This window comes from Streptomyces sp. P13-3-3 (genome assembly GCF_050571355.1).
Taxonomy (GTDB): domain Bacteria; phylum Actinomycetota; class Actinomycetes; order Streptomycetales; family Streptomycetaceae; genus Streptomyces; species Streptomyces althioticus.
On sequence record NZ_CP192228.1, the window covers coordinates 4,625,796 to 4,647,074 of the forward strand.

Here is a 21,279-nt window from a genome sequence, read left to right on the forward strand (position 1 = left end):
GAAGGTGACAAACGATCATTTTCGCCTGCAACAGTGGCAGGGCATTGCTCATGCGTTCTTTGCGGGCCGTTCGGCCGTCCGCCGCCGGTGTCCGCTCAAAGATCCACCCCGAGCCATACCGGGAGCACGCCTGTGGCAGCCCTAGCACGTTGGTGCGTTCAGCGCCGTCTCTTCACCGTTCTGCTGTGGCTGCTCGCCCTGGTCGGCATCGCCGCGGGCGCCTTCGTCGCCGGCTCCGCCTACTCCAACGACTACAAGGTGCCCGGCACCGAGTCGGGGCGGGCCACCGAGCTGCTGAAGGAAGGCTTCCCCTCGCTGGGGGGCGACAGCGACAGCGTGGTCTGGCACACGTCCTCCGGCACCGTCCGGGACAGCGGCGTCGAGCAGACCATGACGCGCACCCTCGACCGGCTCGAGGAGCTGCCCGGCGTCGCCTCCGTGAGCGGCCCGTACGACGACGGGGGCGCCGGCCGTATCAGCGCCGACGGCCGTACCGCCTACGCCACCGTGACCTTCGAGCACTCCGGCAAGGACATCACCAGCGGTGAGGCCGAGGCCGTGGTCGAGACGGCGAAGGCCGCCGAGACCGACGGGCTGGACGTCGAGCTGGGCGGCAGCGCCGTCGAGCTGAGCGAGCCGTCCGGCGGGCACACCGCCGAGATCGTCGGCGTGGCCGTCGCCGCCGTCGTGCTGTTCCTCGCCTTCGGCTCCCTCGCCGCCTCCCTGCTGCCCATCGCCACCGCGCTGGTGAGCGTGGGCACCGCCTACGCGGGCATCGTGCTGCTCGGCCACGTGATGACCGTCGCGGACTTCGCGCCGATGCTCGGCCTGCTCATCGGGCTGGGCGTGGGCATCGACTACGCGCTGTTCATCGTGACCCGGCACCGGCGCGGGCTGAAACGCGGCCTGAGCGTCACCGAGGCCGCCACCAACGCGGTCGCCACCACCGGCCGGGCCGTCGTGTTCGCGGGTGCGACCGTCTGCATAGCCCTGCTGGGCATGCTGATCCTGCGCCTGAACTTCCTCAACGGCGTCGCCGTGGCCGCCTCGCTCACCGTGGTGCTCACCGTCGCCGCCTCCGTCACTCTGCTGCCCGCCCTGCTGTCGCTGATCGGCACCCGCGCCCTCAGCCGCAGGGAGCGGCGCCGGCTCGCCGAGCACGGGCCGGAACCGGAGATGCCCACCGGGTTCGCCGCCCGCTGGTCGGCGTTCGTGGAGCGCCACCCCAAGCTGCTCGGCGCGGTCGCCGTCGTCGTGATGGCCGTCCTCGCGCTGCCCACCTTCTCGCTCCACCTGGGCACCTCCGACCAGGGCAACGACCCCAAGACCTCCACCACCCGCCAGGCCTACGACCTGATCGCCGACGGCTTCGGGCCGGGCGTGAACGGACCGCTCACCCTCGTCACCGAGGTCGACGACGCCCAGGACCGGCTCGCCCTGGACAACCTCGGCTCCACCCTGCGCACCACCGAGAACGTCGCCTCCGTGTCGCCGGTGACGTTCAACCAGGGCGGCGACACCGCCTTCCTCACCGTCGTACCGGAGTCGTCCCCGCAGTCGAAGCAGACCAGCGACCTGGTGGACCGGCTGCGCGAGGACGTGCTGCCGCGCGCCGAGTCGGGCACCTCGCTCGACGTGCACGTCGGAGGCGTGACGGCCGGCTACGACGACTTCGCCTCCGTCATCGTCGAGAAGCTGCCCCTGTTCGTCGGGGTCGTGATCGGCCTGGGCTGTCTGCTGCTGCTCCTCGCCTTCCGCTCCATCGGCATCCCGCTCAAGGCCGCCGCGATGAACGTGGCCGCCGTCGCCGGCGCGTTCGGCGTGGTCGTCATGATCTTCCAGTGGGGCTGGGGGAGCGACCTGCTCGGCCTCGGCAGGGCGGGCCCCATCGAGCCCTTCCTGCCCGTGATCATGGTGTCGGTGCTGTTCGGGCTGTCCATGGACTACCAGGTTTTCCTGGTGAGCCGGATGTACGAGGAGTGGCTGGAGACCGGTGACAACCGGCGGGCCGTGCGCGTGGGCCTCGCCGAGACGAGCCGCGTGATCAACTCCGCCGCCGTCATCATGATCTCGGTCTTCCTCGCCTTCGTGCTCAGCGGCGACCGTGTGATCGCCATGTTCGGCATCGCCCTGGCCGCGGCCGTCGCCCTCGACGCGTTCGTGCTGCGCACCCTGCTCGTGCCCGCGCTGATGCACCTCCTCGGCGGCGCCAACTGGTGGCTGCCGAAGTGGCTGGACCGGATCCTGCCCCGGATCAGCATCGAACCGCCCGAGTGCCGTGCCGCCCATGAGAGGCTGGCCGCCGTCACGGACGCCGAGGTCGCGGACGTGCTGGCGGAGGAGGAGCGGCAGCGGGATGTACGCGATACGACTGGGTGACGACGGCGCGGAGATGCGCCCCCTGGAGATCTGGCACGCCGAGGAGTTCCTCGCGCACCTGGACCGGGGCCGGGAGTTCATCAACCGGTACATCCCCTTCGGCTCCCGCGCCACCGACCTGGACAGCGCGCGGGAGGCGCTCCAGCGGTACGCAGACCTGCGCGCCGCCGACACGGCCTCCCTGCACGGGCTGTGGCTCGACGGCACGCTGGTCGGCGGGGTCCTCACCCTGAACTTCGACGCGGCGGCCGGCACCTGCGAGGTCGGCTGCTGGCTGGAGCCCGCCGCCACCGGACGCGGACTGGTCACCCGCGCCATGCGCGTCCTGATCGACTGGGCCGTCGAGGAGCGCGGCGTCCACCGCGTCGAATGGGTCGCCGCGTCCGCCAACACCGCCAGCGTCGCCGTCGCCCGCCGGCTCGGCATGACCTGCGACGGCGTCCGCCGCGAGGCCCACCTCCACCACGGCGTACGGCACGACCTGGAGGTCTGGTCCCTGCTGGCCCCCGAGTGGCGCGTTGCTCGCAAACAGCTCGAAGGGCATTAAGCGGAATCTCAGACGGCGTCCGTACGGTGCGGAGCATGGCTGAGAAAACAGAGGACGAGACCGTAACCGGAACCACCACCGCGACCGCGGTGGTGGACCCCGACGCACAGACGGCGGAGCGGTCGGAGGACGCCGCCGCCGGGTCGGAGGACATCGCCGCCGAGGAGCACGCCGAGCCGGCCGAGGCCCCCTCCGGGACCGGACAGGGCGCGGCGGCGGTCGTCTCCGCGGCGCTCGGCCTGGTCTCCCTCACCGGCGGCTGGCCGGGCACGGTGGCCGCCGCCCGCGAGACCCTGGTGGGACAGCTGCGCACCGCTGCCGACGCGAGCGTCGCCACCCAGATCAAGGAGGTCTACGGCGACGCCTGGGATGCCACCGCCCTGTGGGGCGGCCTGTTCGCCCTCGTCGCGCTGATCACCGGTGTGGTGGTCCTGGTCCGGCCCGCGTTCGGCGCGCCGGGCCGCATCGCGCAGGCTCCGTGGATCAAGTCGGTCGCCTGGGCCGGCGTCAGCCTCGGCGTCATCGGGCTGCTGCTCGCCGTGCTCACGTACACGGGCGTGCTGCTGGGCCTGCCCTCGGCCTCCTGAGGGGGCCTAAGCACCCTCTTAGGCGTCGGCTCCTCACGGCACGCGACTTCTAAGGCTTCACGGCCCGCGAAGATATGGAACTCTCCCGATGCGGCTCGCCCGCCTTGGAGACGAAGGTGGAGGCATCGCAGAACGCGATACCGACACCGGATCCGAGGGGGACACCATCATGTTCGAGATCGAGCTGCACCGGCTCCGCCACGACGACCTGATCCGCCGGGCCGAGGCGGAGCGGCAGGTCCGCGAGGCGGTCCGGGTCCGCCGCGCCGCCCGCCGGGGAGCCGCCGCACGCGGCGCCGAGCCCGAGAGCCATACCCGGCGCCGGTCCTGGTTCGCCCGGACCGCATGAGCACCGCCCGGGGGCGGCGGCCGCACGGAAGCGGCCGCCGCCCCCTCGTCGGTGCGCACGGCCGGGGAAGGCGTCCGCGACGAGGAGGACGCGAGAGGGAGGAGAGCGCCGTGCCGGTGCGCCAGGAGACGAAAACCGCTGCGCCGACACCGCGGGCGCGTGCGATGCTCGGGGGCGTGGAGACCAAGTCCGTCAGTCCCGTGTTCGTCGGCCGAGCCGGCGAACTCGCCACCCTGATCGACGCGTTCACCCGGGCCGGCGCCGGTGAACCGCAGGCGCTGCTGGTCGGCGGCGAGGCCGGGGTGGGCAAGACCCGCCTCGTGGAGGAGTTCGCCGCCGCCGTCCGGGACCGGGGCGGGGTCGTCGCCCTCGGCGGATGCGTGGAGATCGGCGCCGACGGCCTGCCCTTCGCCCCCTTCTCCACGGCCCTGCGCCGGCTGCGCCGGGAGCTGCCCGAACAGCTCGCGGCCGCCGCCGACGGGCAGGAGGAGGAACTGGCCAGGCTGCTGCCCGAACTCGCCGTCGCCGCCGCCCGCGAGGCCCGCCGCGACGAACAGGGCATGGCCCGCCTCTTCGAGCTCACCGCCCGCCTGCTGGAACGCGTCGCCGCCGAGCACACCGTCGTCCTCGTCCTGGAGGACCTGCACTGGGCCGACGCCTCCACCCGCCATCTGCTCGCCTATCTCTTCCGTACCCTGCGCACCGGCCGTCTCGTCGTCCTCGCCACCTACCGCTCCGACGACATCCACCGCCGCCACCCGCTGCGCCCCCTCCTCGCCGAACTCGACCGGCTGCGCACCGTCCACCGCGTCGAACTGGGCCGGTTCAGCCGCGAGGAGGTGCACCGGCAGATCGCCGGCATCCTCGACCGCGAACCCGAGCCGGACCGCGTCGACGACATCTTCGAACGCTCCGACGGCAACGCCTTCTTCGTCGAGGAACTCGCCGTCGCCGCCCACGAGGGCTGCCGCACCGGTCTCACCGACTCCCTGCGCGATCTGCTCCTGGTCAGGGTCGAGAACCTGCCGGAGAGCGCCCAGCGGGTCGTCCGGATCGTCGCCGAGGGGGGTTCCACCGTCGAGGACAGGCTGCTCGCCGCCGTCGCGGGACTCGGCGAGGACGACCTCATCGAGGCCCTGCGCGCCGCCGTCAACGCCAGCATCCTCACCCCCGCGCCCGACCGCGACGGCTACCGCTTCCGGCACTCCCTGGTCCGCGAGGCCGTCAGCGACGACCTGCTGCCCGGTGAGCGTTCCCGGCTCAACCGCCGTTTCGCCGAGGCGCTGGAGGCCGACCCCACGCTCGTCCCCGCCGACGAGCGGCCCACCCGGCTGGCCAGCTACTGGTACCACGCCCACGACGCCGCCAAGGCCCTGCCCGCCGTCCTCGACGCCTCCGTCGTGGCCCGCCGACGCCACGCCTTCGCCGAGCAACTCCGCCTGCTCGAACGGGCGATGGAGCTGTGGGACGCCGTCCCCGACACCGTGCGCGCCGGACTGCGGCCGCTCGACCACGCCGAGGCCTACCCGCCCCCGCCGCCCGGCTGCGACGACCCCGGCGCCGACGACGAGGCCACGCGGCCGCTGCGCCACCTCGACCTGCTGGCCGAGGCCGCCGTCGCCGGCCGCCTCTGCGGCGAACGCGAACGGGCCCTGAAGCTCACCAGACGGGCGCTGCGCCTCCTCGACGAGGACCCCGACCCGCTGCGCGCCGCCTGGTTCTGGGTGCAGCGCTCCAGGCTCACCCAGGCCCTGGCCCGTGGTGACGGCTGGGAGGAACTGGGCACCGCCCAGGAACTGGTGCGCGGACTGCCGCCCTCCGAGGTGCACGCCGAGGTGCTCGCCGCCGTCGCCGGCTGGTCGATGCTGCACGAGCCCGGCCCCGACGCCATGGCCGACGCGGAACGCGCCGTCGAGTACGCCCGCATGGTCGGGGCCCACGACATCGAACTCAACGCCCGGCTCACCCTCGGCGGCCTGATGGTCGACGCCGGTGACATCGAGGCCGGACTGACCGAGATGTACGAGGTCAAGCAGCGGGCGACCGAGCTGGGCGTCGACACGGTGGTGGCCCGCGCCTTCGTCAACCTGCCCTCCGTGCTGGAGGGCGTCGGCCGCTCCGAGGAGGCCGTACGGCTCCTCGAGGAGGGGGTCAGGGTCACCCGGCGGCTCGGCCTGCTGGACTCCGAGGGATGGGTGTGGGGCAACCTCGCCGAGTCCCTGCTGTCCGTCGGCCGCTGGGAGGACGCCGCCCGCGCCGCGGCCAGCGCGCAGCGGATCGAGCAGAGCGCCAAACCGCGCGCCGGCGGCTCGATCCGCCTGGCCCATCTCGCCCACCTGCGGGGCGACACCGCCGAGGCGTCCCGCTGCCTCGCCGAGGCCCGCGCCCACTTCGGCACCCACGACCCGATGCCCCAGTACGCCCTGCCGATGAAGTACGTCGCGCTCCGCGTCGCCGCCGCCGAGGGACGCCCCGAGGAGGCCCGCGCCGAACTGTTCGCCGCACTCGACGCCGGCTTCCCGCCCGGCACCCAGCGCTACGCCTGGCCCCTGCTGCTCGCCGCCACCACCGCCGAGGCCGACCGGTACGACGACCCGGCCACCGAACCGGGCCGCCCGGAGGTCCTCGACCGGATCCGGGAGGCGGCGAGGAACCTCGCCACGGGGGTGCCCCTGTGGCAGGCCCACGACCGGTGGCTGCGCGCCGAACTGCTGCGCGCCGAGGGTCGCGGCGCGCCGGACGCCTGGTCCGAGGCCGTCGCCGCGCTGGAGCCGCTGGGACGGCCCCACGACCTCGCCTGCGTCCGCCTCCGGCTCGCCGAGGCGCTGCTGGCCGCCGGCGGAGGCGAGGACGAGCGGGCCCGCGCCACCGAGCTGCTGCGCCTGGTCGACGCCGTCGCCACCCACCTGGGCGCGGCGCCGCTGGCCCGGGACGCCGCGCTGCTGGCCCGCCGGGGCCGCCTGACGCTGACGCCCGCCCCGCGCGAGGAGCCGTCCCCGGCGCCCGCCGACCCGGCCGAGGCGCTCGGCCTGACCAGCAGGGAGCGGGACGTGCTGCGCCTGGTGGCGGCCGGGCACACCAACCGGCGGATCGCCGAGGAGCTGTTCATCTCGCCGAAGACGGCCAGCGTCCATGTGTCGAACATCCTCGCCAAGCTGGGCGTCTCCGGCCGCGGCGAGGCAGCGGCGGTGGCCCACCGCCTCGGCCTGTTCCCGGACGGTTCTTCCGGCGGATCCGGAAATCTCGCCGCCGCGCGACAATCGGTGTAGGACACAGCGGCCCGGCACCCGGGGCGCCCTGCGAAAGGGGAGCGATGTTCAACGCCTTCGAGGAACTGTTCTCCCCCGGGCGCAAGCACACCCAGGACGAGCAGAAGCGCCTGGCGCTGTCCCGGGAGGACGTCGGCGACGCCGATCCCGGACGCGGGCCGATAGACCTCGCCTCCGGGAAGGTCACCGTCCGCCGCCCGGCCACGGCGGACGAGGACACGGACGGCGACGACGCCCCGGACGGCACCGGTGGCGCCCCGGGCGCCTCCGCGGAGGACCGGGCGACGCCCGCTAGCTGACCCGCAGCTCCAGCACGCGGTCGTCCTCCGGCTTCGGGTCGCCCCGGCCGTCCGTGTTGCTGGTCACCAGCCACAGCCGGTCGCCGCCCGCCGCGACCACCGTGCGCAGCCGGCCGTACTCCTCCTCCAGGAACGCCTGCGGCTTCGCGGAGGCCTCCGTGCCCTTGAGGGGTATCCGCCACAGCCGCTCGCCCCGCAGCCCCGCCATCCAGACGGACCCCTCGGCGTACGCGATGCCGCTGGGCGAGGCGTCCTCGGTGCTCCACTGGGCGACCGGGTTGTGGAAGCCGCCCTCGTCCTCGTGGCCCTCGGCCTCCGGCCAGCCGTAGTTGTCGCCCGGCGCGATCGCGTTCAGCTCGTCCCAGGTGTTCTGGCCGAACTCCGAGGCGAACAACCGCTGTTCACGGTCCCACGCCAGGCCCTGCACATTGCGGTGGCCGTAGGAGTACACGGGGGAGTCGGGGAACGGGTTGCCCGGGGCCGGCTCGCCGTCCGGGGTCATCCGCAGGATCTTGCCGCCGAGGGACTTCTTGTCCTGGGACAGCCCGGTGTCGCCGCTCTCGCCCGTGCCCGCGTACAGCATGCGGTCGGGGCCGAAGGCGATCCGGCCGCCGTTGTGGATCGTGCCCTTGGAGATGCCCCGGAACACCGTGTCGGGCGCCCCGAGCTGCTCGCCCGCCGGCTTCCGCTCGTTGTACAGCATCCGCACGACGCGGTTGTCGGAGGCCGAGGTGAAGTACGCGTAGATCATGTGGTCCGAGGCGAAGTCGGGGGAGAGGGCGATGCCCAGCAGGCCCCCCTCGCCCTCGGACGCCACCCCGGGCACCTCGCCCAGCTCGGTCTTCTTCCCCGTCTTCCCGTCGATCCGGGTGATCGTGGCCTCGTCGCGCGAGGACACCAGGAGGTCGCCGTCCCCGACCGGGGCCAGGCCCCAGGGACTGGCCAGCCCCGTGGCCACCGTGCGGACCACCTCCACCGAGCCCTTCGCGGGCGGGGTCTCCTCCGCCTTCCCGGACGGGGAGGACGGGGCCGCGGCGGCCGAGGAGGCGGCGGCGTCCTTCTCCGGCGGTGCTCCGTCGCCGGAGGAGCAGCCGGCGGTCAGCAGGAGCGCGGCGGCGGCCAGCACGGCCGGCACGGCTCGTCGTTGCACGATCTCGTCCCTTCGACGCGGCGGGTTCTGTCTGTCATACACCGCTCGCGCCTCACAGGTTCCCGCTTCGCCGGCCCCGAACCCGGGACACCACCGGGAGGTGGGACGCTCAGTCCCACGACCCCTGGGCCGGCGGCAGGCCCGCGATCTCCGCCAGGTCCTCGTCGGTCAGCCGCAGTCCGGCCGCCGCCGCGTTCTCCGTCACCCACCGCTCCCGCTTGGCGCCCGGCACCGGGATCACCTGCCGGCCGCGGCCCAGCACCCAGGCCAGGGCGACCTGCGCCGGGGTGACGTGCTCCCCGTGCCGGCGCGCGACCCGGCGCAGACCGGCCACGATCGGCTGGTTCGCGGCCATCATCTCGGCCGTGAACCGCGGATGCCTGGCCCGCAGGTCGTCCGCCTCGAACCCCTGGCCGGGCGTCAGCGTCCCCGTCAGGAAGCCGTTCCCCAGCGGCATCGCCGCCAGGAAACCCACACCCCGCGCCTCGCACCAGGGCAGCAGCGTCTCCAGCGCCTCCGGCGACCACACCGACAGCTCCGCCTGCACCGCGCTCACCGGGAACACCTGCTGCACCCGCTCCAGCTGGCGGATCGTCGCGTCGTGCAGCCGCGCCCCCGGCCGCCGCGACGACCGCGCCCCGACCGCGCACAGGCCCAGCGCCCGTACCTTGCCCGCCCGCACCAGCTCCGCCATCGCGCCCCAGGTCTCCTCGACCGGGACCTCCGGGTCGGCGCGGTGCAGCTGGTAGAGGTCGATCACGTCGGTCTGCAGCCGCCGCAGCGAGGCGTCGCAGGCCCGCCTGACGTATCCGGGACGGCCGTTGGCCACGATGTGCTGGTCGCCCACCAGCAACCCGACCTTCGTCGACACGAAGGCGTCGGCACGCCGCTCCTTCAGCACCCGCCCGAGCAGCAGCTCGTTGGTGAACGGGCCGTACATGTCGGCGGTGTCGAGGAGGGACGAGCCCGCGTCCAGCGCCCGGTGCACCGCCCTCAGCGACTCCTCGCCGCGCTGCCGGGACGTGCTGTAGGCCCAGCTCATCGGCATGCATCCGAGGCCTATCGCGCCCACCGAGAGCGCCGCCGCGCCGATCGTCCTGCGCTCCACCTGCTCGTGACCCTCCCTCTCCGGCCCCCCAACCTAACCTCTGCCGTCCGGGCGGCCTGAACTAGCCTCCGTGGCATGACTCCTGACGTGTGGCTTCCCATCCCCCCGGACGAGATCGACGGGCTCCCCGAGGGGCCGCGCTACCACTTCTGGGACGGCGGCGAGACGTACCCGGCCGACCCGGAGGAGTGCGACTTCTACGTCGTGCCGTACATGAAGTCCGCCGAGGTGTGCCTGCGTCCGCTGCCCCGGATGCGGTCCGTGCGCGTGGTGCAGACCCTGTCGGCCGGCATCGACCATGTGCAGCCCGGCCTGAAGGACCTGCCCCCCGGCGTGCGGCTGTGCAACGCGCGCGGGGTGCACGAGGCCAGCACCGCGGAGCTCACGCTCACCCTGATCCTCGCCTCCCTGCGCGGCGTCCCCGGCTTCGTGCGCGCCCAGGACCGCGGGGAGTGGCAGGGCGGCTTCCGGCCGGCGCTCGCCGACCGGACCGTGCTGATCGTCGGGTACGGCTCGATCGGCGCGGCCGTCGAGGACCGGCTCGTGCCGTTCGAGGTCGCGCGGGTGGCGCGCGTCGCGCGCTCCGCGCGCACAACGGAGCGCGGGCCGGTGCATCCGCTCACCGAACTTCCCTCCCTGCTCCCGGAGGCGGACGTCGTCGTCCTGACCACCCCGCTGACCGAGGGCACCCGGCACCTCGTGGACGCCGCGTTCCTCGCCCGGATGAAGGACGGCGCCCTCCTCGTGAACGTCTCCCGCGGACCCGTCGTCGACACCAAGGCCCTGCTCACCGAGGTGGAGAGCGGCCGCATCACCGCGGCCCTCGACGTGACCGACCCCGAACCCCTGCCCGCCGACCACCCGTTGTGGCGGGCGCCCGGCGTGCTGATCACCCCGCACGTCGGCGGACCCACGTCCGCGTTCCTCCCCCGCGCGAAGCGCCTGCTGCGCGACCAGTTGCGCCGATACGTGAACCACGAGGAGCCGGGGAACGTGATCCTGGTGACGGGAACGGAAGACGTGTAGTCCGCTTCGGGTACCGTCCGCGACCCCTCGGGAGCGGTGGGTACTCGACGGTCCGTTGATCGTCACGGAGCGTAGAGGACCTATGTCCCTGAGTGACGATACTGGTGTATCGTCCGGACAGGGGCTGCGCCGCCGACCAACGGCGCGGGGGAGCGACACGGAGACTGTGAGGGGGGCGACGGGCGATGCACGGCCAGACGACCAGCGATCCGACGCGGCGGATGCGTCGGCGGCGACACCGGCACGCGGACACGCACAGGCACGGTCAGCACATCCGGCGCGGCGGAAGGACCGACGGCGCCGGCCCGCACGACCCGCTCCGGCCGACGAGCCGCCCGACCCGGTCTCAGGCGCACCGGGGACCCTGGAGCGCGGAGGCGGCGCGGACCGGGAGGGACCGGTGAGCGCGCCGCCGACCCCCACCCTCGACGGAGCGCTGCGTCCCGCGTCCGCCCCGCGGACCCTGCTGCCGGTGAAGGGCGCGGGCCGCCGCCCCGGCCCCGCGGCCCAGCTGGTGCTCGCCCTGGTCTGCGGCGCCTACGCCGTCGGCGCCGCGTTCGGCTGGGGGTCGGAGCGACTCGCCCTGATCATGGGGGACTTCGGGCTGAGCGCCGCCGCCGCGGTCGCCGCCGTCTCCTGCGCGGTCTACGCCCGCGACCGCCGCACCCGGTACCGGTCCGCGTGGACGCTGTTCGGGATCTCCTCGGCCATGGCGTCCCTGGGCAACCTGGTCTGGGGCTGGTACGAGGTCGTGCTCCACCGTGAGGTGCCGAGCCCCAGCTACGCCGACCTGTTCTTCCTGTGTTTCGCGCCGCCCGCCATCGTCGGACTGCTGGTGCTCGCCAAACGGCCCGTGACCAAGGCCGGCTGGGTGTGCCTCGGCCTCGACGCCTGGCTGATCGGCGGCTCGCTGCTGACCCTGGCGTGGAGCCTCGCCCTCGCCCAGGCCGCGCAGGCCGAGGGGCCGAGCGTCGCGCACACGGCGCTGTCCCTGGCGTACCCGCTGCTCGACATCGCCCTCGTCAGCATGGTCCTCGCGCTGCACTTCCGGCGCTCCTCGGTCAACCGCTCGGCGGTGAACACCGCGATCGGGGCGCTCGCGCTCACCGTGATGTGCGACGCCCTGTTCACCTCCCCGCTGCTGCACGCCGACTACCGCTCGGGGCAACTCCTCGACGCGGGCTGGTTCGCCGGGTCGCTGCTGCTGGCCTACGCCCCGTGGACCGCGCCCCGCCGCGGCGGACCCGACCGGGAGACGTCCACGCGCGTGGTCCGCGAGCACCTGCCCGGACGGCGCGCCGCCCCCGACCACCAGCACGGACCGGCGCCCGGTGGGGGAGCGGTCCGGTACCAGCTCTCCCGGCCCCTCACCGGCTCCCTCGCCGCGCTCACCCCGTACCTGGCGGCGGCCGTGTGCACCCTCGGGATCCTCTACAACGTCCTCAACGGCCGCAGCGTCGACCGGGTGGTGCTGATCACCGGGGGCACCGTGGCGCTCGCGCTCGTCGTGCGCCAGGGCATCATGCTCCTCGACAACATCACCCTCACCCAGGAACTGGCCCAGGCGGAGAACCACTTCCGCTCCCTGGTGCAGGGTTCCAGCGACGTCATCATGATCGCCGCCCCCAGCGGCGTCCTGCGCTACGTCTCCCCGGCCGCCGCCGGCGTGTACGGCCGCCCGGCGGAGGACCTGGTCGGAACCGAACTGGCCTCCCTGATCCACCCCGAGGACCTCGGCCGCGTGGTGCACGAGGTACGGCGGTTCCTCGCCGCCGACCCGGTGGAGGAGCCCACCACACGCATCGAGTGCCGCTTCCGGTCCGGTGACGGCGGCTGGCTCAACGTGGAGTCCACCGTCAACCGGCACCACGGCGGCCTCATCTTCAACAGCCGTGACGTCACCGAGCGGGTCCGCCTCCAGGCCCAGCTCCAGCACAACGCGGAACACGACCCGCTGACCGACCTGCCCAACCGGGCCCTGTTCACCCGGCGCGTGCAGCAGGCCCTCTCCGGCCGCCGCGCCTCGGACCGGGGCGCCGCCCTGCGCGGCACGGCGGTGCTCTTCATCGACCTCGACGGCTTCAAGGGCGTCAACGACACCATCGGCCACCAGGCCGGGGACGAACTGCTCGTGCAGGCCGCCCGCAGACTCCAGGACGCCGTCCGCAAGGGCGACACCGCCTCCCGTCTCGGCGGCGACGAATTCGCGGCGCTCATCGCCGGCGACGGCGTACGCGACCGGGACGCGCGCGAGGGGCACATCCTCGAACTGGCCGACCGGCTCAGAGCCACGCTCTCCCAGCCCTACCTCATCGACGGCAACGATGTCCGTGTCAACGCCTCCATCGGCGTCGCCTTCGCCGAACCGGGCATCGGCGCGGGCGAGTTGCTGCGCAACGCCGACCTCGCCATGTACCGGGCGAAGGCCGCGGGCAAGGGCCGCGTCGAGCTGTACAAGCCGCACATGCAGCAGGACGTCGTCCGCAAGGCCGAGCTGGCCACCCGGCTGCGCGCGGCGCTGCACCACGGCGAGTTCGCCCTGCTGCACCAGCCCGTGGTGAGCCTGGCGGACGGCCGGATCACCTCCGTGTGCGCCCAGGCGCGCTGGCGCTCCTCCCAGGGCGTGCTGTTCACGCCCGCGGAGTTCCTGCGCGTCGCCGAGGACAGCGAGAAGACCGCCGAGCTGGGCCGCTGGGTGCTGGAGGAGGCGGTCGAGCAGGCCGCCGAACGGCACGCCACGGGCCTGCCCCTGCCGGTCGCCGTACGGCTGAGCGCGCGCCGGCTGCTGGACCGCTCGCTGCCCCTCGGCTCGGTCGAGGCGCTGCTCACCCGGCACGGTCTGCCGTCCGGTTCGCTGATCGTGGAACTGGCCGACACCGACCCCCGGGTGTCCCTCGACGAGCTGGAGCGGCGGCTCACCGTGCTCAAGCGGCTCGGCGTGCGGATCTCCCTGGACGGCTTCGGCAGCGGACGCGCGGCGATCACGGCTCTGCGGCGGCTGCCCGTCGACATGCTGAAGCTCGACCGCAGCCTGGTCGACGGGGTGGCGGAGTCCGCGCGGCTGTACAAGATCACCCACGGGCTGCTGCGGATCGCCTCCGACCTCGGGCTGCAGACCGTGGCCGACGGCGTGGACCTGCCCGAGCAGGCCGAGGCGCTGCGCGCGATGGGCTGCACCCACGGGCAGGGGCTGGCCTTCTCCGGGCCGCTCGACGAGTACCGGCTGCGCCGGGCGCTGACCGCCGGGCACTACCCGGTGCCGCACGTCCCGGCCGAGCCGGTGCTGGCCGGTGGAGGCGGTTCCCCCGTGTACTCCACGGGGGTGACGGCGGTGCTCAAGAGCGCCACGGCACTCCGCTCACATAATGAGACTCCCGTCCCACCCACTTGACACCGAGTGTGCGCCGGGGGGAGGGTCAGTGCCATGCGCACCCGAATTCTCGTACTTGGACAGCGCGTCGGCTGACGCTGAGCGGCGATCGCTCAGCGACCCACCACCCGGCGCGCTCCCCTCGCTTGCCTTACGGCACGAGGGGTTTTTTGTTGCACAGGCACCTGCCGAGCAGCACGCGTAACCCGCACGAACTTCGCAAAAACCCTCAGCATCGAGAAGAGAATGCCGATGACCGAGCAGGCCACCGGGGCCCATCACCCGCAGCCGCGGCCCCGTACCGGAGGACAGCAGTCCGCCCCCGTCGAGCACGTCACGGGCGCGCAGTCCCTCATCCGCTCTCTCGAGGAGGTCGGCGCCGACACGGTATTCGGCATCCCCGGCGGTGCGATCCTCCCGGCGTACGACCCGCTGATGGACTCCACGCGGGTGCGCCACGTGCTGGTCCGGCACGAGCAGGGCGCGGGTCACGCGGCCACGGGTTACGCGCAGGCCACCGGCAAGGTGGGCGTCTGCATGGCGACCTCGGGCCCGGGCGCCACCAACCTGGTGACGCCCATCGCCGACGCGCACATGGACTCCGTCCCGATGGTGGCCATCACCGGCCAGGTCGCCTCCAAGGCCATCGGCACCGACGCCTTCCAGGAGGCGGACATCGTCGGCATCACCATGCCGATCACCAAGCACAACTTCCTGGTCACCAAGGCCGAGGACATCCCGCGGGTCATCGCCCAGGCGTTCCACATCGCCTCCACCGGCCGCCCCGGCCCGGTGCTGGTCGACATCGCCAAGGACGCCCTCCAGGCGAAGACCACCTTCTCCTGGCCGCCCGTCATGGACCTGCCCGGCTACCGGCCCGTCACCAAGCCGCACGCCAAGCAGATCCGTGAGGCCGCCAAGCTCATCACCTCCGCGAAGCGACCGGTCCTCTACGTCGGCGGCGGGGTCATCAAGGCCCAGGCCACCGCCGAGCTGAAGGTCCTCGCCGAGCTCACCGGAGCGCCCGTCACCACCACCCTGATGGCGCTCGGCGCATTCCCCGACGGCCACCCGCTGCACGTGGGAATGCCGGGCATGCACGGTGCGGTCACCGCCGTCACCGCGCTGCAGAAGGCCGACCTGATCGTCGCCCTCGGAGCCCGCTTCGACGACCGCGTCACCGGCAAGCTGGACAGCTTCGCCCCGTACGCGAAGATCGTCCACGCCGACATCGACCCGGCGGAGATCGGCAAGAACCGCGCCGCCGACGTGCCGATCGTCGGTGACGCCCGCGAGGTCCTCGCCGACCTCATCCAGGCCGTCCAGAAGGAGCACGCCGACGGCCACCGCGGCGACTACTCCGCCTGGTGGAACGACCTGAACCGCTGGCGCGACACCTACCCGCTGGGCTACGACCAGCCGGCGGACGGCTCGCTCTCCCCGCAGCAGGTCATCGAGCGCATCGGACAGCTCGCGCCCGAGGGCACGATCTTCGCGGCGGGCGTCGGCCAGCACCAGATGTGGGCCGCGCACTTCATCCAGTACGACAAGCCCGCCACCTGGCTGAACTCCGGCGGCGCCGGGACGATGGGCTACGCGGTCCCGGCCGCCATGGGCGCCAAGGCCGGCGCGCCCGACCGCGCGGTCTGGGCGATCGACGGCGACGGCTGCTTCCAGATGACCAACCAGGAGCTCACCACCTGCGCCCTGAACAACATCCCGATCAAGGTCGCCGTCATCAACAACGGCGCCCTCGGGATGGTCCGCCAGTGGCAGACGCTGTTCTACAACCAGCGGTACTCCAACACGGTCCTGCACTCCGGTCCCGACGACGTCAACCCGCAGGCGAGGGGCACCCGCGTCCCCGACTTCGTGAAGCTGTCGGAGGCCATGGGCTGCTACGCGATCCGCTGCGAGGACCCCGCGGACCTCGACAAGGTCATCGAGGAGGCGAACAGCATCAACGACCGGCCGGTCGTCGTGGACTTCGTCGTCCACGAGGACGCGATGGTCTGGCCGATGGTCGCCGCCGGCACCTCCAACGACGAGATCATGGCCGCCCGGGACGTGCGCCCCGACTTCGGCGACAACGAAGACGACTGAGCGAGAGAGACCGAAGAGATCATGTCCAAGCACACGCTCTCCGTCCTGGTGGAGAACACCCCCGGCATCCTGGCCCGGATCGCCGCCCTGTTCTCCCGCCGCGGCTTCAACATCGACTCGCTCGCCGTGGGTGTCACCGAGCACCCCGACATCTCCCGCATCACCATCGTGGTGAGCGTCGACGAGTTCCCGCTGGAGCAGGTCACCAAGCAGCTCAACAAGCTCGTCAACGTGCTGAAGATCGTCGAGCTCGAACCCGGGCAGGCCGTCCAGCGCGAACTCGTCCTGGTGAAGGTGCGCGCCGACAACGAGACGCGCTCCCAGATCGTCGAGATCGTCCAGCTCTTCCGCGCCAAGACCGTGGACGTCTCCCCGGAGGCCGTGACCGTCGAGGCCACCGGGAGCAGCGACAAGCTGTCCGCCATGCTCAAGATGCTGGAGCCGTTCGGCATCAAGGAGCTGGTCCAGTCCGGCACCATCGCGATCGGACGCGGTGCCCGTTCGATCACGGACCGGTCGCTGCGCGCCCTCGACCGGTCGGCGTAAGACACCGTTCGGGCGGCCGGGACACGGCCGGCCGCCCGCATCGCGAGACCCTCAACCTTCCCCCTCCCTCACCGTCATACGGTGGGACGCAACACCTGCACACAAGGAGAGAACCCAGTGGCCGAGCTGTTCTACGACGCCGACGCCGACCTGTCCATCATCCAGGGCCGCAAGGTCGCGGTCATCGGGTACGGCAGCCAGGGCCACGCCCACGCCCTGTCGCTGCGCGACTCCGGCGTCGACGTGCGCGTCGGTCTGCACGAGGGCTCCAAGTCCAAGGCCAAGGCCGAGGAGCAGGGCCTGCGCGTGGTGACCCCGTCCGAGGCCGCCGCCGAGGCCGACGTCATCATGATCCTCGTCCCGGACCCGATCCAGTCCAAGGTCTACGAGGAGTCCATCGCCCCGAACCTGAAGGACGGCGACGCGCTGTTCTTCGGCCACGGCTTCAACATCCGCTTCGGCTTCATCAAGCCCCCGGCCGGCGTCGACGTCTGCATGGTCGCCCCGAAGGGCCCGGGCCACCTGGTGCGCCGTCAGTACGAGGAGGGCCGCGGCGTCCCCTGCATCGCGGCCGTCGAGCAGGACGCCACGGGCAACGCCTTCGCGCTGGCCCTGTCGTACGCGAAGGGCATCGGCGGCACCCGCGCCGGCGTCATCAAGACCACCTTCACCGAGGAGACCGAGACCGACCTGTTCGGTGAGCAGGCCGTGCTCTGCGGCGGCACCGCCGCGCTGGTGAAGGCGGGCTTCGAGACGCTGACCGAGGCCGGCTACCAGCCGGAGATCGCCTACTTCGAGTGCCTGCACGAGCTGAAGCTGATCGTGGACCTCATGTACGAGGGCGGCCTGGAGAAGATGCGCTGGTCGATCTCCGAGACCGCCGAGTGGGGCGACTACGTCACCGGCCCGCGGATCATCACCGACGCCACCAAGGCCGAGATGAAGAAGGTCCTCGCCGAGATCCAGGACGGCACCTTCGCCCAGACCTGGATGGACGAGTACCACGGCGGCCTGAAGAAGTACGACGAGTACAAGAAGCAGGACTCCGAGCACCTCCTGGAGACCACCGGCAAGCAGCTGCGCAAGCTGATGAGCTGGGTCGACGAAGAGGCCTGAGCCCGACCGTCCTGAGGGCCGGGGCACCACGCCCCGGCCCTTCGGGCGAACCAGGGGTAACGTCGGACGTACGGCGTTGTCCATCCCGTCCGCCACGGACGGGTGATCCTTCCGAAGCGGCGTAAGACGACGCCCTCGGCGCCACTACACTGCTGCACTACATACGCGTCAGGCCCACAGCGTCGTGCGTCTTCCACGCGGCTAGCACTTCTTCACCGCCTGCGGCCGTCGGGACGGCCGTCCGCATTGGGACTTGTGAGGACTCACGTGAGCTCGAAACCCGTCGTACTCATCGCTGAAGAGCTGTCGCCCGCCACCGTCGACGCACTCGGCCCGGACTTCGAGATCCGGCACTGCAACGGCGCGGACCGCGCCGAACTGCTCCCCGCCATCGCCGACGTGGACGCGATTCTCATCCGCTCGGCCACCAAGGTCGACGCCGAGGCGATCGCCGCCGCGAACAAGCTGAAGGTCGTCGCACGAGCCGGCGTCGGCCTCGACAACGTCGACGTCTCCGCCGCCACCAAGGCCGGCGTGATGGTCGTCAACGCCCCCACCTCGAACATCGTGACCGCCGCCGAGCTCGCCTGCGGTCTGATCCTCGCCACCGCGCGCAACATCCCGCAGGCCAACGCCGCGCTGAAGAACGGCGAGTGGAAGCGGAGCAAGTACACGGGCGTCGAGCTCGCCGAGAAGACCCTCGGTGTCGTGGGTCTGGGGCGGATCGGCGCCCTCGTCGCGCAGCGCATGTCCGCCTTCGGCATGAAGGTCGTCGCCTACGACCCCTACGTGCAGCCCGCGCGGGCCGCGCAGATGGGCGTGAAGGTGCTGTCGCTGGACGAGCTGCTCGAGGTCTCCGACTTCATCACCGTCCACCTGCCGAAGACCCCCGAGACGCTGGGCCTGATCGGCGACGAGGCGCTGCGCAAGGTCAAGCCGACCGTCCGCGTCATCAACGCCGCGCGCGGCGGCATCGTCGACGAGGAGGCGCTGTACTCGGCGCTCAAGGAGGGCCGCGTCGCCGGCGCCGGCCTCGACGTGTACGCGAAGGAGCCCTGCACGGACTCCCCGCTCTTCGAGTTCGACCAGGTCGTGTGCACCCCGCACCTCGGCGCCTCCACGGACGAGGCCCAGGAGAAGGCCGGCATCGCCGTCGCCCGCTCCGTGCGCCTCGCCCTCGCCGGCGAGCTGGTCCCCGACGCGGTGAACGTCCAGGGCGGCGTCATCGCCGAGGACGTCAAGCCGGGCCTGCCGCTCGCCGAGCGCCTCGGCCGCATCTTCACCGCGCTCGCGGGCGAGGTCGCGGTCCGCCTCGACGTCGAGGTGTACGGCGAGATCACCCAGCACGACGTGAAGGTGCTGGAGCTGTCCGCCCTCAAGGGCGTCTTCGAGGACGTCGTGGACGAGACCGTCTCCTACGTCAACGCCCCGCTGTTCGCGCAGGAGCGCGGCGTCGAGGTGCGGCTGACCACCAGCTCGGAGTCGGCCGACCACCGCAACGTCGTCACCGTGCGCGGCACGCTGGCCGACGGCGAGGAGATCTCGGTCTCCGGCACGCTGGCCGGCCCCAAGCACGTCCAGAAGATCGTCGCGATCGGCGAGTACGACGTCGACCTGGCGCTCGCCGACCACATGGTCGTCCTGCGCTACGAGGACCGTCCGGGTGTCGTCGGCACCGTCGGCCGCATCCTCGGCGAGGCGGGCATCAACATCGGCGGCATGCAGGTCGCCCGTGCGACGGTCGGCGGCGAGGCGCTCGCCGTGCTCACCGTCGACGACACGGTGTCCACCTCGGTGCTGGGCGAGCTGGCCGCGGAGACCGGGGCGACCTCCGCGCGGTCCGTGAACCTGGTCTGACCGCACCTTCGTCAGGGCTCACACGCCGGACGGGCTGAGAGAATCGGCCTGTCCGGCGTTCTCCGTGTCCGGGCGTACCCGGATGTGCCGCAGGCCCGCCACCGCGATCCCGGCCGCGACCAGGAGCAGCACCGCACCGGCGATCGCCGCGCCCCGCATGCCCTCGGTGAACGCCTCGCGCGCCGCCGCGGTCAGGGCGTCCCCCGCGCGCCCCGGCATCTCGGTGGCGACGGCGAGCGCCCCGCCGAGGGTCTCCCGCGCGGGCTCCGGCGCGGTGACCGGCATCGCGTGCCGGTAGACGGCGGCGCCGATCGACCCGAGGGCGGCCATGCCCAGGGCCCCTCCGAACTCGGTGCCGGTCTCCAGCAGGGACGACGCCGAACCCGCCCGGTCCACCGGGGCCGAGCCGAGTGCCAGGTCGGTGAGCAGGGACATCACGACGACGATGCCCGATGCCATCCCCCCGCACGCCGCCAGCACCAGCCACAGGGAGTCGGTCCCGGCCAGGGCGAGCAGTCCGTAGCCGCAGGCGGAGACGACGAACCCGGCGGTGACGACGTGCGCGCGCTCGGCCCCGCGCTGCACCAGCGTCGCCGCGACCGGGGCGGCGACGCCGATGAGCACCGACGGCAGCAGGCTCCACAGCGCGGCCTCCAGCGCGCTCTTGCCGAGCACCGACTGCAGGTACTGGGTGGTGAAGATCGCGGAGCCCATCATCCCGAGCGCCGACAGGGTGTTGAGGACGAGCGCGGGACTGAAGCCGTGCCCGCGGAACAGGGCCGGCGGGATCATCGGGGAGCGCGCGGTGCGCTGTCGGTGCACGAACAGCGCGGCGAACAGCAGGCCGACGGTGATCGAGAGGACGTACCGGACGTTCCAGCCCTCGGAGGGCAGCTCCTTCAGGCCGTAGACCACGGGGAGCACGGCGGCCAGGGACAGCGGGACGCTGTGCCAGTCGAAGCGGCCCGGGGAGGGGTTCCTCGACTCCGGCAGCAGCAGCGGCCCGAGGACCAGCAGCAGCGCCATCGCGGGCAGGTTGACCAGGAAGACCGAGCCCCACCAGAAGTGCTCGACCAGCAGTCCGCTCATCACCGAGCCGAGCGCGATGCCGCCCGTCATCACCCCGGACCACAGCCCGATGGCCTTCGCCCGCTGGCCGGGGTCGGTGAACATCGTGCGGACCAGCGCCATCGTCGACGGCATCAGGGTGGCGCCGCCGATGCCGAGGACCGCGCGGGCCACGATCAGCGTCTCCGCGGACTGCGCGTAGGCCGCGAGCAGGGAGGCGGCACCGAAGGCGGCCGCGCCGCACAGCAGCAGCCGGCGGCGGCCGATGCGGTCGCCGAGCGCGCCCATGGTCATCAGCAGTCCGGCCAGCACGAAGCCGTAGATGTCGAAGATCCACAGCTGCTGGGTGCCGGTCGGCTCCAGGTCGGCGCTGATCTCCGGGACGGCGAAGTAGAGGACGGAGACGTCCATCGAGACGAGCAGCAACGGCAGCATCAGCACGACGAGCGCGGTCCACTCACGGCGGCCGGCCCGGTTCGGGTTCGGTGTCATGACGCCGACTGTA

At 72.6% G+C, this 21,279-nt stretch carries 15 protein-coding genes; 12 read left to right on the plus strand and 3 right to left on the minus strand.

Annotated features, from left to right (window positions below; translation table 11 throughout):
- Nucleotides 1-132: 132 nt before the first annotated feature.
- The 6 genes from ACQZOG_RS21270 (at nucleotide 133) to ACQZOG_RS21295 (ending at nucleotide 7,430) form a co-directional block, all read left to right on the plus strand.
- Nucleotides 133-2,379: an MMPL family transporter gene (locus tag ACQZOG_RS21270; protein ID WP_230229245.1), complete on the plus strand. Its 2,247-nt coding sequence runs from the start codon at nucleotides 133-135 to the stop codon at nucleotides 2,377-2,379.
- Nucleotides 2,357-2,926, plus strand: coding sequence for a GNAT family N-acetyltransferase (locus tag ACQZOG_RS21275; protein ID WP_430741725.1), 570 nt, complete (start codon nucleotides 2,357-2,359; stop codon nucleotides 2,924-2,926). The genes ACQZOG_RS21270 and ACQZOG_RS21275 overlap by 23 nt, the downstream gene beginning before the upstream one ends.
- A gap of 35 nt (nucleotides 2,927-2,961) precedes the next feature.
- Nucleotides 2,962-3,513: a hypothetical protein gene (locus ACQZOG_RS21280; protein WP_058917003.1), complete on the plus strand. Its 552-nt coding sequence runs from the start codon at nucleotides 2,962-2,964 to the stop codon at nucleotides 3,511-3,513.
- A gap of 169 nt (nucleotides 3,514-3,682) precedes the next feature.
- On the plus strand, nucleotides 3,683-3,862 hold the full coding sequence (locus ACQZOG_RS21285) for a hypothetical protein (RefSeq protein ID WP_033276001.1): 180 nt from the start codon (nucleotides 3,683-3,685) through the stop codon (nucleotides 3,860-3,862).
- Nucleotides 3,863-4,026: 164 nt separating this feature from the next.
- A complete protein-coding gene (locus ACQZOG_RS21290; protein ID WP_058917004.1) occupies nucleotides 4,027-7,131 on the plus strand; it encodes a helix-turn-helix transcriptional regulator in 3,105 nt (1,034 codons plus the stop codon).
- 44 nt (nucleotides 7,132-7,175) lie between these two features.
- Nucleotides 7,176-7,430: a DUF6191 domain-containing protein gene (locus ACQZOG_RS21295; protein WP_359671578.1), complete on the plus strand. Its 255-nt coding sequence runs from the start codon at nucleotides 7,176-7,178 to the stop codon at nucleotides 7,428-7,430.
- Here ACQZOG_RS21295 and ACQZOG_RS21300 read toward each other — a convergent pair.
- Together ACQZOG_RS21300 and ACQZOG_RS21305 are read right to left on the minus strand one after the other, a co-directional pair.
- Nucleotides 7,423-8,565, minus strand: coding sequence for a PQQ-dependent sugar dehydrogenase (locus ACQZOG_RS21300; protein ID WP_430741891.1), 1,143 nt, complete (start codon nucleotides 8,563-8,565; stop codon nucleotides 7,423-7,425). The genes ACQZOG_RS21295 and ACQZOG_RS21300 overlap by 8 nt on opposite strands.
- A gap of 124 nt (nucleotides 8,566-8,689) precedes the next feature.
- Nucleotides 8,690-9,688 carry an aldo/keto reductase gene (locus ACQZOG_RS21305; RefSeq protein ID WP_033275997.1) on the minus strand — a complete coding sequence of 333 codons (999 nt, stop codon included), beginning with the start codon at nucleotides 9,686-9,688 and terminating at the stop codon, nucleotides 8,690-8,692.
- 75 nt (nucleotides 9,689-9,763) lie between these two features.
- On the opposite strand from ACQZOG_RS21305, the gene ACQZOG_RS21310 reads away from it, so the two are divergent.
- The 6 genes from ACQZOG_RS21310 to serA all read left to right on the plus strand — a co-directional run bounded on the left by ACQZOG_RS21310 (nucleotide 9,764) and on the right by serA (nucleotide 19,706).
- Entirely contained in the window at nucleotides 9,764-10,714 is a 951-nt protein-coding gene (locus tag ACQZOG_RS21310) for a 2-hydroxyacid dehydrogenase (RefSeq protein WP_106963329.1), read from the plus strand.
- Nucleotides 10,715-11,114: 400 nt separating this feature from the next.
- Nucleotides 11,115-14,105 carry a putative bifunctional diguanylate cyclase/phosphodiesterase gene (locus ACQZOG_RS21315; protein ID WP_037641747.1) on the plus strand — a complete coding sequence of 997 codons (2,991 nt, stop codon included), beginning with the start codon at nucleotides 11,115-11,117 and terminating at the stop codon, nucleotides 14,103-14,105.
- Nucleotides 14,106-14,336: 231 nt separating this feature from the next.
- Nucleotides 14,337-16,187 carry an acetolactate synthase large subunit gene (locus ACQZOG_RS21320; protein ID WP_193456517.1) on the plus strand — a complete coding sequence of 617 codons (1,851 nt, stop codon included), beginning with the start codon at nucleotides 14,337-14,339 and terminating at the stop codon, nucleotides 16,185-16,187.
- A gap of 21 nt (nucleotides 16,188-16,208) precedes the next feature.
- Complete coding sequence (gene ilvN / locus ACQZOG_RS21325) at nucleotides 16,209-16,733, plus strand: acetolactate synthase small subunit (RefSeq protein ID WP_006130824.1); 525 nt, start codon at nucleotides 16,209-16,211, stop codon at nucleotides 16,731-16,733.
- 117 nt (nucleotides 16,734-16,850) lie between these two features.
- Nucleotides 16,851-17,849, plus strand: coding sequence for a ketol-acid reductoisomerase (gene ilvC, locus ACQZOG_RS21330; RefSeq protein ID WP_033275993.1), 999 nt, complete (start codon nucleotides 16,851-16,853; stop codon nucleotides 17,847-17,849).
- 267 nt (nucleotides 17,850-18,116) lie between these two features.
- Nucleotides 18,117-19,706, plus strand: coding sequence for a phosphoglycerate dehydrogenase (serA, locus tag ACQZOG_RS21335; RefSeq protein ID WP_033275992.1), 1,590 nt, complete (start codon nucleotides 18,117-18,119; stop codon nucleotides 19,704-19,706).
- A gap of 18 nt (nucleotides 19,707-19,724) precedes the next feature.
- Here serA and ACQZOG_RS21340 read toward each other — a convergent pair whose 3' ends face one another.
- On the minus strand, nucleotides 19,725-21,266 hold the full coding sequence (locus tag ACQZOG_RS21340; protein ID WP_430741726.1) for an MFS transporter: 1,542 nt from the start codon (nucleotides 21,264-21,266) through the stop codon (nucleotides 19,725-19,727).
- Nucleotides 21,267-21,279: the final 13 nt, after the last annotated feature.